Annotated in this window: 9 protein-coding genes; 4 read left to right on the top strand and 5 right to left on the bottom strand. The window is 49.7% G+C overall.

The features are described from left to right. On the top strand, positions 1-1,738 hold a 1,738-nt coding region (locus ACOJTG_RS06185), incomplete at its 5' end, for a response regulator (protein ID WP_420153013.1). On the opposite strand, the gene ACOJTG_RS06180 is transcribed toward ACOJTG_RS06185, so the two are convergent. Continuing rightward, complete coding sequence (locus ACOJTG_RS06180; protein ID WP_420153012.1) at positions 1,735-2,358, bottom strand: 2,3-bisphosphoglycerate-dependent phosphoglycerate mutase; 624 nt, start codon at positions 2,356-2,358, stop codon at positions 1,735-1,737. The genes ACOJTG_RS06185 and ACOJTG_RS06180 overlap by 4 nt on opposite strands. 42 nt (positions 2,359-2,400) lie before the next feature. Then, positions 2,401-3,777, bottom strand: a complete 1,377-nt coding sequence (locus tag ACOJTG_RS06175) for a Gfo/Idh/MocA family protein (RefSeq protein WP_420153011.1) — start codon at positions 3,775-3,777, stop codon at positions 2,401-2,403. A gap of 162 nt (positions 3,778-3,939) precedes the next feature. Between ACOJTG_RS06175 and ACOJTG_RS06170 the strand changes: the two genes are divergently transcribed. Next, complete coding sequence (locus ACOJTG_RS06170) at positions 3,940-5,040, top strand: endonuclease/exonuclease/phosphatase family protein (RefSeq protein ID WP_420153010.1); 1,101 nt, start codon at positions 3,940-3,942, stop codon at positions 5,038-5,040. A 109-nt stretch (positions 5,041-5,149) separates the two neighbouring features. On the opposite strand, the gene ACOJTG_RS06165 is transcribed toward ACOJTG_RS06170, so the two are convergent. Further along, positions 5,150-7,183, bottom strand: a complete 2,034-nt coding sequence (locus ACOJTG_RS06165) for a thioredoxin domain-containing protein (protein ID WP_420153009.1) — start codon at positions 7,181-7,183, stop codon at positions 5,150-5,152. A 71-nt stretch (positions 7,184-7,254) separates the two neighbouring features. After that, entirely contained in the window at positions 7,255-8,877 is a 1,623-nt protein-coding gene (locus ACOJTG_RS06160; RefSeq protein WP_420153008.1) for a T9SS type A sorting domain-containing protein, read from the bottom strand. A 120-nt stretch (positions 8,878-8,997) separates the two neighbouring features. Between ACOJTG_RS06160 and ACOJTG_RS06155 the strand changes: the two genes are divergently transcribed. Together ACOJTG_RS06155 and ACOJTG_RS06150 are read left to right on the top strand one after the other, a co-directional pair. After that, the gene (locus ACOJTG_RS06155; RefSeq protein ID WP_420153007.1) at positions 8,998-9,444 is read left to right on the top strand and encodes a hypothetical protein; all 447 of its coding nucleotides are present in this window, start codon (positions 8,998-9,000) and stop codon (positions 9,442-9,444) included. 141 nt (positions 9,445-9,585) lie between these two features. Then, complete coding sequence (locus ACOJTG_RS06150) at positions 9,586-12,237, top strand: family 78 glycoside hydrolase catalytic domain (RefSeq protein WP_420153006.1); 2,652 nt, start codon at positions 9,586-9,588, stop codon at positions 12,235-12,237. A gap of 257 nt (positions 12,238-12,494) precedes the next feature. Here ACOJTG_RS06150 and ACOJTG_RS06145 read toward each other — a convergent pair whose 3' ends face one another. After that, the gene (locus tag ACOJTG_RS06145) at positions 12,495-13,325 is read right to left on the bottom strand and encodes a S1 RNA-binding domain-containing protein (protein ID WP_420153005.1); all 831 of its coding nucleotides are present in this window, start codon (positions 13,323-13,325) and stop codon (positions 12,495-12,497) included. Between the last annotated feature and the right edge of the window lie 316 nt (positions 13,326-13,641).

The following is a 13,641-nucleotide window of genomic DNA, read 5'->3' as shown; positions in this document are numbered from 1 at the left end:
TCTTTCTACGAAGGAAATGGCTATTCGAGAAGAACAACCAATTCTGGTGCCTAAACCCAAGGTAAAAGTCAGACGTTCGGAGCAAGTCGTAAAAGTCGACTCAGTTAAAGTGACGCAGGAACGCTCCCGAAAAAAACTATGGGGTCGTTTGGCCGAAGCAATCAGTAATAAAAATTCGTATAACAATCAGATCAAAGTTTCATCGACGCAAAATAAATCGGATTCTCTACTCGAGGAAACCACAGCTATGTACGAAACGAATCTGAAAGCGATGGACAATTATTACAAGGATTTGCTGGCGTACCGAAAGGAATTAAACGCAACGGAAAAAGAATTACTGCGTCTGAACGGACTGATTTTTTCGAAACTTCAACTAACACTAACTGGCCTGAAGCAAAGTGAAGAAGAAGAAGCCGAACAGCAGCGAAAGCAACTGGTGGCGGGTACGCTTACGGACGTCCAGGAACTGAATCTACTCTCCCAAGGCAGTATTGCCATCATTTTCTTCCTGACGTGCAGTATCCTGTACACTATTTGGCGACTCTATAAAAATGAAATTTCCTTGTTACAGTACAGTAGACAAGTAACGAAGTACGCCAAAATGAAAGGTGATTTCTTGGCTACCATCAGTCATGAAATCCGGACACCGCTTAATTCCATTATTGGCTTTTCGGAGCAAATGGTGAAAACGGAGTTGCCGAAAGAACAACAGCCCAAACTGGAAGCCATTCGTTCGTCTTCGGGAATACTGATGACGCTTGTTAACGACATTCTGGACTTTTCAAAACTCGAAAGTGGCAAGATTGAATTAAGTGAAAAACCTTTTCAACCTTACCTCATTTGTCAGGAAATGCGGTCAATGCTTGGTATTCAAGCCGATAAAAAGGACATTACTTTACGTACCGAATTGCATTTTAATGCGGAAGCTACGTTGCTAGGCGATGGCTTTCGAATGAAGCAGGTATTGATGAACTTATTAAGCAATGCCATCAAGTTTACCCCTACGAAAGGTACGGTAACCTTAAGCTCTTCTCTGTCCCCAATTATGGGGGATCAGGTACTCTGGAGTTTTCAGATTAAGGATACGGGAATCGGTATTTCGAAGGAAAATCTAGGGATTATTTTTAATGACTTTCAGCAGTTGGAACACGATTCAAAAGTGGAGCGGTCGGTCGGTACAGGCCTGGGCTTAGCGATTTGCAAACGTATTGTGGAACTAGCGGGCGGTAGTATTAAAGTAACGAGTGAAGTAGGGGTAGGTTCCACTTTTTCAGTTGAAATTCCAATGAAATCAACCACCCAACCAGAAATGAAAACCATCCCCAACGAAGAACGTGAAATTCATGAGTTATTACAGGGAAAACAAGTACTCATCGTTGATGATAACAAGATGAACCTGCTACTGCTCAGTACCATCTTGAAGAAGAAAAATGTAACCTTCCAGCAAGCTACAAACGGCCAGGCCGCGTACGAGCTACTCGACGCCCATCCCTTTGATCTGATCATCACGGATATTCAGATGCCAGTCATGGACGGGGTCGAATTAACGCGGCAAATCCGGAGCCACGGTGATGGCAAGAAAGCCTCCGTTCCCATTATCGGCTTCACCGCCCAGATTACCGCAGAAGAGCAGGAACAGTACAGTAAACTGGGTATGAACGACTTTCTGAATAAACCCTTTGTGGAAAAAGACCTCAAAGCGGTTTTGAACAGAACGTTAAGCTCCGTAATGGTTTAATGCGATTCGGTCAGGTAATCGGCCTTGATCAGTTGCATGTGTTCATCGAAATGGTAAAAGCGGGGGGCACCCGTTGGAATGTCTACCTGCGAAATGGCCTGCTCACTTAACTGTTCGAGAGCCATCACCAACGACCGCAGGCTATTGCCGTGAGCCACGATGAGTACATTCTGCCCCTGCTGCAAACAGGGTACAATTGCTTGCTGGTAGTAAGGTAGCACCCGCTCCTGCGTCATTTTCAGACTTTCGCCACCGGGCGGGGCTACGTCGTAACTTCTTCGCCATAAGGCCACCTGTTCGATACCGTATTTTTCGGCAGTTTCGGCTTTATTAAATCCCTGCAAATCCCCGTAGTTACGCTCATTCAACGCCGCCGACTGATGCACGGGAATGGACGTTTGCTGAATATCTTCAAGGATAATGTCCAGCGTTTCCTGAGCCCGCTTTAGGGCTGAGGTGAAGGCAACCTGAAAAGAAATGGTTTTGAGCTTTAACGCCGTAAGCCGGGCTTCGTCCCGACCGTGCGTGGTAAGCTCCACATCTACTTCACCCGTAAATCTATTTTCAAGGTTCCATTCGGATTGACCATGCCGAACCAGTACTAATATTCGATCTTTCATAGTAACAAAGAAAAGCCACGCCCTCGGGAGTGGCTTCTCGGTTTATCCAACAATTTTCATTTGATCAGGATCCCAGGCAATGGGCTTTTTCTTTTCTACCGACAAATTACAGGCCAGTGACGGGGCTGCTGCCCGCAAGCCAAACGTCGCATCTTCTCTAACCAGGGCCGGTTTGTTTTCTCGAATAGCTTTCACGAATACTTCCATGTGAGACAGCCGGGCGTTGTACTTTTCGGGAGCGTTGAAGACAATATCGGTTTGTTTTTCGACCCCACGACTAAACTTATCCTTGGGGTATTTGGCGTCGTATTCCTTCAAAAAGGCTTCCTGCATCGCCTTGGGGTAGGTGATTAGGGCATCGTAGTTGAGGCTGAAAGGCGGAGCCTGCGGGCGTTTGAAACGACGCAGCACGAAACCATCTCCGTTTAATTCCAGCGAACCTTCCGTTCCAACTATCCGGCTGCGGTGGGAACCACCCCCGCCATCGGCCAGATTCACTCGTGTGAAAAACTGAAAGGATGGATGTTGATCCGTTTTCGGATAATCCATCACGCCGGTTACCAGATCGTAGGCGTCGCGGCCATCTTTCCAGTAATTTAAATCACCCAAAGCAAAAATTCGGTTCGGTCCCGTCGAGCCCGTAATGGTATGCAGCGTGGTAAGCAAGTGGACGAACAAATCACCCGCCACCCCCGTACCATATTCCTTATAGTTTCGCCAGCGGAAAAAGCGATTGGCCTCAAAAGGCCGTTTCGGAGCATCGCCCAGGTAACGATCCCAGTCCACCTGTTGCGGGTCCAGGTCAAAAGGAATGGTATATTGCCAGGCTCCCAAAGCGTCCACGCGATCATTGGTGGCTTCGACGAAAGAAATTTCTCCTAAAGCTCCGTCTTTTATGTACTTTTGAGCCTCGAGCACACCTACCGAACTGGCAGCCTGACTGCCCACCTGAAACACTTTACCCGACTTCTTCTGGGCAGCGATTACGGCAGCACCTTCCTCGATGTGATGAACCATGGGTTTTTCGCAATAGACGTGCTTGCCAGCTTCCAGAGCGGCGATGGAAATGTGGTCGTGCCAGTGGTCAGGAACCGCCACAATGACGGCGTCGATATCCGGACGGGATAAAATCTCGCGGTAGTCACGGGTCGTAAATAGGTTGTTACCCCATTTTTCCTTCGCTCGTACCAGGCGGGGATCGTACAAATCGCAAGCGGCTACCAGCTCTACGCCGGGCACCTGCAGAATGGTATCCACATCAAAGTGACCAATGATGCCGGCTCCGATGAGCCCGACCTGAATCGTATCATTGGGGGAGAAAGCCGAGCCCAGAGCCTCAAGCGGCATCCAGGACGCCATTGAGAGAGCCGCCGCCGAGCCGCCCATGTTTCGAAGAAAGGTACGCCGGGAGTTTTTCATAAAGAATGAGGTAAATGAGGTAGCGTGACAGAGTAACTAAAACATGGGTAAAATACAACTCTGCTTTGACATAGAAAGAGTTATCTAACGAATTTTTAAACTTTTTTAAAGAAGAACGATTAACCCCAAGAGCAAACTGCCGTGCTCGTATTTTCTAAGTATATGTCAATTGCCTTAACCATTGGTTCTTACGTAATCGTTCTTTTTTCGCTCATCCCCCTAATTCGAAGCGATCATTGGACTTTTCGCGTTTTCGAGTATCCCCGCAGCCAGAAATTTGTGCTGACTTTACTCTTGATTGTGCTCTGGGCCTTCTGGGGGGAAACCTCACAGCCCTTGACCTGGATTACCCTGGGAGTACTGGGTTTGAATCTCATTTATCTTTTCTATCAACTCTTTCCGTATACATTTCTGGCTCGAAAGCAGTTGTTGAGTCAGCGGGAGACCAATCCCGACCGTAGCCTCAGTCTGCTGATTTCGAATGTCTATCAGTACAATCGGGTATCGGAGAAACTACTGCGTTTGATTGATCGGATGGAGCCGGATATTGTTCTGCTGGCCGAAACGGACCAGTGGTGGGCCGAACAAATGCGGCCCTTGCACGAATCGTATCCGCACCGGGTACTCAAACCCATTGACAACACGTACGGTATGTTGCTGTACTCGCGGTTGAAACTGACGGATGCTTCGGTGAAATTTCTGGTGGAAGAGGACATCCCGTCCATTCATGCCAAAGTCTGGTTGCGTTCCGACGAGCCCATTCAACTGTATTGCCTGCACCCAACCCCTCCCGTACCGCAGGAAAACCCACGATCAACCGAACGGGATAAGGAAATATTGATGGTAGGACGGGAAGCCAAGCAATCGGATATTCCAGTGATTGTGGCGGGAGACATGAACGACGTGGCTTGGAGCTATACGACGGATCTTTTTTTAAAAACCAGTGGCTTGCTAGACCCCCGGCGGGGCAGGGGATTTTACAGTACGTTTCACGCAAAGATTCCTTTTCTGCGTTTCCCGCTCGATCACGTGTTCTGTTCGTCGGACTTTAAATTACTACAGCTCCAGCGGCTGCCTAGTATCGAGTCGGATCACTTCCCGATGTTTATAAAACTGGCGTATAATCCCAAAGCCGAACAGGAGCAGGAGCAAAACGAACTGGAAGCCAGCTCGGAAGAAAAAGAATTGATTACGGAAAAAATTAACGCCGACACGGAAAGTGACGGCGAATCCCAACCCAGCAAAAATCCGCTGGGCACCTAAAGAAAGGGTTTAAGATAAGTAAGCTGCATGTAAAAAGGTAGTAAAGACCTCATAAGATAGGCCTCTACTACCTTTTTACATGCAACAACTATCAACTAAAAACCAGCAACTATCCTACGAGTTCCCAAGCCGCCGCTACCGAATCCACGGGAAGCTGACAGGCCCGGTTGTAGCACACATACACCATGGTGCGACCCTCGGTTGAGTCGCGGTGTAGTAACAGTGGGAGGGTGCCGGACTCCTCAGCCCCCGTAAGCACCTTGTTGGGTAAGTATCTCGATTCCAGTTGCCGACGGTATTCCTGTACCAATGGACCCACAATCGCGATTTCAACGGTGGGTGAACTGTGATAACTCGCCAGACTGGCCCAGTGCGGTAAAAACTCCGGATTACTCGCTAATAGCCCTTTGACTTTTTGCAGCATCTGATGGGAACGCTCGCCAAAATCGGGCCGATCGAGCAGCAAACTGAGCGTGTACAAAGCCGTCGCCATGATACTGTTGGACGAAGGAATGACGTTATCGAACAACTCCTTCTTACGAGCAATCAACGCATCTGAAACGGTACGATCGGTAAAGAAAAACAGACCGTCGGCTTCGTCCCAAAAATGCGAAATGGCATAGTCTGCCAGCTGTTCGGCTAGTCGTAACCAGCTTTCATCAAACGTGGCCTGGTATAAATGAGTAAAGGCATCCGCTACAGCGGCGTAATCTTCCAAGAATCCCGGAATACGGACCTGTCCTTCTTTGTAGGAATGAAAAAGCTGTCCGTCCTCTAGTAGCCGATCTTTAATGAACTGAGCATTCTGTAAAGCCAGAGCCAGAAATTCCCCTTCGCCAAAGGTCCGGTACGCATCGACGAGTCCTTTCAGCATAAGCCCGTTCCAAGAAGTCAGAATCTTGTCATCAAGACCCGGATGAATACGCGAATCACGAACCTGCCGTAACTTCTCGAAGAGACCGTCCATTTGTCCGGAAATCAATTCGTGCTCCTGCTCAAAGGATTCGAGCGTCCGCTGGGGAAAGAGAATGTTCTTGCCCGTGGCATGACCACTCGACTCCTCGTGATAATTGCCTTCTTCGGTCACCTGGAAGTAGTCGCACACCAGTTCACCCCAGACCGGACCCAGAATTTCCAGAATTTCAGTTTTCGTCCAGGTATAAAACTTGCCTTCTTCCCCCTCGCTGTCGGCATCCAGTGCCGAATAAAAACCGCCCTCGGGATGAGTCATTTCCCGCTGTAACCACTCGACGGTCTGGTACACGACCCGTTTGTACAGCGGCTCTTTCGTCGCTAGCCAGGCTTCCGAATACAGGCTCAGAAGCTGGGCGTTGTCGTATAACATTTTCTCGAAGTGGGGTAGAAACCATTCGCCATCCGTGGAGTACCGGGCAAATCCGCCGCCAATCTGATCGTAAATACCGCCCAGGGCCATGCGATCGAGCGTATGCCGTACGGCTCTTATGGTGTCCGGCTCGTACGTCTGCTGGAAATACCGCAGGGCAAACAACCAGATGACGGGCATCGGAAACTTGGGAGCTCCGTTCGTACCGCCGCGTTCGACGTCAAAGGAAGCGGCCAGTTTGGTATACGTCGTTTTGAGTTCTTCCGGGGTGAAGTCAACCGGCAGGCCCGTCGGTACGGGCAGCCCGTATTTTTCCGTTTCCGAATAATGCATGTTTCGGGTAAATCCCTCCGCTGAATCCTGGAGAGCCTGACGCTGCGTCTGAAACGCTTCGCCAATTTGCTGGCAGATGCTCATCCAATTACGGGCCGGAAAGTACGTTCCGCCGTAAAAAGGCTTGGCGTCCGGCATGAGAAACACATTGAGCGGCCAGCCACCCCGAATGCCCATGGCCTGAACCGCGTCCATGTAGATGGCGTCCACATCGGGGCGTTCCTCCCGGTCTACTTTAATACAAACGAAATGTTCGTTCATGAGCCGGGCTACGCTCTCCTGCTCGAAGGATTCCCGCTCCATGACGTGGCACCAGTGGCAGGCCGAGTAGCCAATCGAAACCAGGATGGGTTTATCTTCTTCACGGGCTTTTCGCAGGGCGTCTTCCCCCCAGGGATACCAATCGACGGGGTTATGGGCGTGCTGACGGAGGTAGGGAGAACTTTCGTGGACAAGGCGATTCATGGCAATAGAAGGTAGATGAAAGCGTAAAAAAATCGAGAAGTGACAGCGTTCCGCTGACGAGTCCTCGGAAATTAACGGACGACAATCCGCTTGCTAACGGAATGAGTTCCGTCCCAGAGCCGTACTAAATACATGCCAGGAGCCAGATTCTGTACGGAAAGTGGTAGGGCAGTGGAACCACTCCCAAGGCTGACCGACTGCTCGTGTACGGTTTGGCCCGACAAGGCCACCAATTGTACCCGGACGCTGCGATTCTGTGAAGAAAAAATATCGAGCGTAAGTTGGTTCGAAGCCGGATTGGGACTGGGTTTAAAATCCAGCAGACTCAACGCTGATTCGGGCAGCTCATAGGTACACAGGAGCGTTTCCCGACCGCGTAAGGTGAGCGTTTGTTTCCAGTTTCCGACCTCCGCCGTAATTGTAGTAGTCGCATTTTCTGCCGCGTAGGGATTGTGAGCGGCAATCAGGATCTGGTTGTTTTTAATGATGCCCCGCCAGATAGGGTCCTGATCCGCAAAGTGATCGCGGGCGGATTTGGGGGTGTAGGCCATTCCTCCCGTAAAGAAATCCTTAAACTGGGAAATGCGGTACAGGCCCTGAACGAAATATTCGTAATTCGCCAGATTCTCATTCGTGCCCGAGTTACCCGGACTTTCCCAAAGCCATAAGCCTTTCGCTCCGGCAAAAAACGGAAAAATGGCGGTGGCTTCGGCCATCCAGGGGCGAATGGGCTGATTGATCCAGTTCCCCGTATAGCGTAGCCACACAATCGGAATAATGTCTTTCGAAGACCAGGCTTTATTGGCTTCCACTTGAAAAAGCAGATACGCCAGATAATTCCCCGCATACGGATTCGGATACTCGTAGAGGTAGTACGCCGAGGGCAGCAGGAAATCCTGCCGGTTATAGAAGGAACCACCCACCGTGTTGGTTAACGTGTCTTTGGTCAGGTAATGGATGCGTTCGACGTTGCTGGTCCAGTCCTGCCAGCTATTTCCGTCGATATTCAGAAACGTATTGCGGATGGGCGTATCGGCGTAGGCGGTGAGTTTGGTCGACGTACTCAGGCCATTTTCCCGGAGGTAATTCAGGGGAGCCGCGTACAAATTCTGCATATCCCGCTGGTACCGGGTCAGAAAGGCCGCATCGTTGAGCTGGAGGTACGAAGGCGGAACCAGATTACGGCGTTTAAGACTGAGAATACTATCGTTGGTATTGTAATGCCGCTCAATATCAGCCATCAGGATATCAGCTTCCGGAAAGGCTTTCCCCCGCGAGTCGTTAAACAAATTGGCGAAGGCTCGCATTTCGCCCGCCCATTTATCGCGGTATCGGTTGAGGTCATTGGCCCAGGGCGATTCGAGTACATCCCAGGGTTGACCAATCCCCGTAGCGGTGCCGTACCACAACAAGGCTCGGTTGGCCCTGGGCAGGTTGCCGTCTGCTCCGGTAAAGGCCGCCAGGTGAGTAAACCCCTTACGCAAGGGCGTTTGCTGAGTATCGTTCAACCGCGGTCCACTATAAATCAGCGTGAAAGGCAGGGTGAAATCCGGGAATTGCTGCCAGTTAATGACTCCATTTTGCGTGGAAGGCTGAAACGCGGGAGCGGGACAATTCTGCGAGAAGGCGGAAAGAAAGCAGCTGTTCAGCAGGGCCCAAAAAGCAATCAGACGAATGACGGAAATGGATTTCAAGCCGATAGATTTAGGTTTAATGCAACAAAATAACGGCACTTTTTGCAGAGTGGAAAGGCAATCCCTACTTTTGACTGAACGTTAGTACGGCGTCAGTCACCGTCTTTCTTTCCAACGCTCATGATGAAAACACTCGTTTTGGGATTACTGAGCCTGGTGCTCTTTACCTTTGTTTCCTGCAAAAAAGACCCCGACCAGCCAGCAACTTCTGCCAAAGAAGACATGCTGATCAATACGCCCTGGAAACTCAACCGGGTGACCGACGTGGATGGTAAAGTTATCGACCGAAGCCGCCTGGGGGTATTTACGGATGCTATTTATGCCATGTCCATTCAGTTTCAGACCAATAACCGCGTACGGGCTCTCAATGAAAGCGGGCAGGTACTCAACGGTGGAACGTGGTATCTGAAAGAAAACGAAACGGTGGTAGATATCGACGTGAGTGGTTTCGCCGGAGCCTTTAAACTGGTCACGTTAAGCAGTAACAGCCTGACGTTACAGCAAAGCAATGTACAAGTAGACGGCAAAGCTCAGTCGGCCAATCTGGAATTTATTCCGAGTAAATAGAATACGGTACTTAAAATCATGCATGAAGCCCGAAAATTCGTTTTCGGGCTTTCCTATTAACTGGCCACGCCGAAAGTACGGTACGGCTTTACTCCTAAAACACGTTACCTTGCGGAAGTTTAATCGTACGTCCTCTTGCCTATGAAATCATTTTTAACAACCCTTCTGGTTGGTAGTTCTACGTTTCTGTACGCTCAGCAAGGCGGAAATCTTACCTGCGAGCACCTGAAAAACCCGCTGGGGATCGATGCTCCGCAACCTCGCTTCAACTGGCACATGCAGGATTCAAGGCCCGGAGCCCGGCAAACGGCGTATCAGCTTTTTGTGAGTACCGATTCTCTGCAGGTACAGAAAGCGGCCCTGTGGCAATCGGGCAAAATTCCTTCCGGTCTGAATCAAGCCGTATACAAGGGGCCGGCTCTGAACCCCTACACCAAATATTACTGGGCCGTGGTACTCTGGGATCAGGACGGAAAAGTCGCTCCCCTGAGCTCAGTAGCGAGTTTTGAAACGGGCCTGATGAACCAGCTCAACTGGAAGGGCTCCTGGATTTCTGATTCCCGCGATATTAAAATTAAACCCGCTCCGTACTTTCGGAAAGCCTTCCAGACGACGAAGAAGATTCGTTCGGCCCGGGCGTATGTGGCAGCCGCTGGTCTGTACGAACTCTTTATCAACGGTCAAAAAGTCGGTAATCACCGCCTGGATCCCATGTACACGCGGTTTGATCGCCGAACCCTGTACGTGACCTATGACGTAACCAAACAGCTACAGGAAGGGAAAAATGCCATTGGTATCCTGCTCGGCAATGGCTGGTACAACCACCAGTCAACGGCGGTATGGTATTTCGATCAGGCTCCCTGGCGGAGTCGCCCCTCGTTTTGTCTGGATGTACGGGTGACCTACGAAGATGGCAGTACGGAAACGATCTCAAGTGATACGTCCTGGAAAACAGCCCTGAGTCCGATTGTGTTCAATAGTATCTACACCGCCGAGCATTACGATGCCCGGTTGGAACAGGCCGGCTGGAATACGGCAGATTTTGACGATTCGAAGTGGAAAAATGTCATGAATCGACCCGCTCCTTCGCAGCATATCGTAGCTCAGGCCCTGCACCCGATTCGCAACGTCGAAGAAATCCGGACGGCCTCGCTGGTACGGCTTAATGATACGACCTGGGTGTATAATATGGGTCGAAACATTGCGGGCGTTAGTGAATTAAAAGTGAAGGGGAAATCGGGTACGGTCGTCCGGCTCAAACACGGTGAACGGTTGTATGAAAACGGTCGGGTTGACCTGTCGAATATCGACGCCCACTATCGTCCCACCGATAATCAGGACCCTTTCCAGACCGATATTGTAACCCTGAGTGGCCGGGAAGATACCTTCATGCCCCGCTTCAATTACAAGGGTTTTCAATACGTGGAAGTTACGTCGCAGGATCGGGATCTCGAACTGACGCCCGCCAGCCTGACGGCTTATTTCATGCACAGCGATGTGCCGCCGGTAGGGCAAGTACAGTCCTCGAATCCGACGCTGGATAAAATCTGGTCGGCCACGAATAACGCGTACTTGTCGAACCTGTTTGGGTACCCGACCGACTGCCCCCAACGGGAGAAAAACGGCTGGACGGGCGATGGACAAATCGCGATCGAAACGGGACTCTACAGCTTCGATGGCATTACCATTTACGAAAAATGGCTGGCTGATCATCGCGACGAGCAGCAGGCCAATGGCGTATTACCAGCCATCATCCCAACCAGCGGCTGGGGCTACGACTGGGCCAACGGTCCAGACTGGACGAGTACCATTGCGGTCATTCCCTGGAACCTGTATCTCTTCTACGGCGATACCAAGCCGCTGTCTGACAATTACGAAAACATCAAACGCTACGTCGATCATATTACGGAAATCGCTCCTTCGGGCCTGACGACCTGGGGCCTGGGCGATTGGGTACCGGTAAAATCCAAGTCGCCCGTTGAGCTGACGTCGAGTATTTATTATTTCGTTGATGCTACGATTCTAAGCAAAGGGGCTGGGTTACTCAACAAAACGGAAGATCAGGCCAAATACGCTGCGTTGGCAAAGAAAATTCAGGACGCCATCAATGCTAAATACCTCAATTCCCAAACAGGTATGTATGGCTCTGGCCTGCAAACAGAACTGGCCGTACCCTTGCAGTGGGGTGTGGTTCCCGAAAACCTGAAAGCCAAAGTAGCCGACAATCTGGCAAAACGGGTGAAAGCCGATGGCAATGCCCTGGACGTAGGCTTATTGGGTACGAAAGCCATTTTGAATGCCTTGAGCGAAAATGGCCATGCGGACGTAGCGTACATGCTGGCTTCCAACGAAAAATATCCTTCCTGGGGCTGGTGGATTAAAAATGGAGCCACGACCTTGTACGAGAACTGGGACATTCAGGCCAAGTCCGATATTTCACTCAACCATATCATGTTCGGGGAAATCGGGGCCTGGATTTACAAAGGGCTGGGAGGCATCAAGCCCGATCCGACGCAGCCGGGTTTTAAAAATGTACTACTACGCCCCAACTTCGTAGCTGGACTGGAGCAATTCGAAGCTCAGCACGAGGGCCCGTATGGTCGCATTGTTTCTTCCTGGAAACGGACCGGTAAAACCGTCGAATACAAGGTTAGTATTCCGGCCAACAGTACGGCTTCTGTTTTTCTGAAAGGAAAGAAAGTAACCTTAGCGGGCAAGCCGGTAACGGTAACGAAGCCGAGTGAAGGCTACAAAGTAGGAGCAGGCGATCATACGTTTGTCATCGAAGAATAAGGAGGTTACAACCCGTATAAAGAAAGGCTAGCCCGGATCAATCCAGGCTAGCCTTTTATCATTTCATGAGTAACCGATCCAGTCATTCAAAAGGTTTGCAGCATTGCATATACAGAAAGCCAATTTCGGGAGTAGACAAGTGTAGAAACGAATGCTACAACGCAATCGCAATACCGTACCAACTCTAAATCCTAAACAACTAAGGCCATTCTAAACCCAAAACTCCAAACCCAAAACGAACCGCCACCACTGAAAACTCAATTCAAGTAAATCCCGTCTTCTTCGAGGCGAATAACCCGCTCCCGGTACAAGGCTCCGATGGCTTTTTTGAAGGCCTTCTTGCTCATTTGCAGCGTTGAATAAATCACGGCAGGGTCGCTGTTGTCGGTAAGTGACAGAAAGCCGTTTTGGTCCTGTAGCGTCTTTAGAATTTTCTCCGTATTGACGTCAATGCTGTGGTAGTACCCTTGAGGTTGCAAAGAAAGGTCAATCGATTTATCAACCCGTACCTGCTTGATATACCCTTTTACTTTATCGCCAATGGTCAGCGGCTGAAATACCTCGTTGTAGTAAATCAAACCCCGGTAATGATTATTGATGATGGCATTATAGCCCAAGTCACTTCGTTCGTAGATCAACAGGTCCACTTCATCGCCGGGAGCAAAGGGAATCCGCTCGTACTCTAGATACTGACCCACTTTACAGGTACCGATGAGGCGGTCGGTCTCCACGTCTGGTACGAGTGCCACCACGACCGATTCACCTTCCTGCAAGGGATGCAGTTGTTCGCTGAAGGGTACCAGCAGATCTTTCTCCAGTCCCCAGTCCAGAAAAGCCCCGAATTTACCAGCCGATTTTACTTTCAGTACGCCAAACTCGTACAACTCCAGATACGGTTGCAGCGTGGTGGCTATGAGCCGGTCCTCCGAATCACGGTACACAAATACTTCGATCTCATCTCCCTCTTCCAGTCCTTCCGGAATGTATTTGTTGGGTAGAAGTAATTCATCTTCACCATTGCCTAAAAACATGCCTACGCTGGTGAGTCGGAGGGCCGTCAGTGTATTTTTTTTTCCTACAGAAATCATAAAACGATCATTGAGGTACAACCCTGGGTTGCACAATTCCTACCGCAAAGTTCTGCTTTTTTAATCAGGAATGAGCATTAGGTCCTATTCATTTATTCATTCCTCACGTTCCCACCTGAGGTACGTATAGGAGTCAACGTATACTAGGTTTCTAACCTTATGCTAGTAATCGAATCCTACAGGCTCCCCCAATTTGTGGTAGATACGAATGTTAATAAAAGCTAAAATTGTACATTGCCTATTATTATTGATTTGAATCAAAGAACATCATTCAATACATATAAAGGATTGTTTGCTGGTTTTTAAGGTAATAACG

Origin of the sequence: Siphonobacter sp., from assembly GCF_048595215.1 — a bacterium.
Classification (GTDB): domain Bacteria; phylum Bacteroidota; class Bacteroidia; order Cytophagales; family Spirosomataceae; genus Siphonobacter.
This window is presented reverse-complemented; position numbering and strand designations above follow the sequence as displayed.

Coding starts and splice junctions, on each gene's coding strand:
- ACOJTG_RS06150 (WP_420153006.1), top strand. CDS start 9,586: ATGAAATCATTTTTAACAACCCTTCTGGTTGGTAGTTCTACGTTTCTG.
- ACOJTG_RS06155 (WP_420153007.1), top strand. CDS start 8,998: ATGATGAAAACACTCGTTTTGGGATTACTGAGCCTGGTGCTCTTTACC.
- ACOJTG_RS06145 (WP_420153005.1), bottom strand. CDS start 13,325: ATGATTTCTGTAGGAAAAAAAAATACACTGACGGCCCTCCGACTCACC.
- ACOJTG_RS06175 (WP_420153011.1), bottom strand. CDS start 3,777: ATGAAAAACTCCCGGCGTACCTTTCTTCGAAACATGGGCGGCTCGGCG.
- ACOJTG_RS06180 (WP_420153012.1), bottom strand. CDS start 2,358: ATGAAAGATCGAATATTAGTACTGGTTCGGCATGGTCAATCCGAATGG.
- ACOJTG_RS06165 (WP_420153009.1), bottom strand. CDS start 7,183: ATGAATCGCCTTGTCCACGAAAGTTCTCCCTACCTCCGTCAGCACGCC.
- ACOJTG_RS06170 (WP_420153010.1), top strand. CDS start 3,940: ATGTCAATTGCCTTAACCATTGGTTCTTACGTAATCGTTCTTTTTTCG.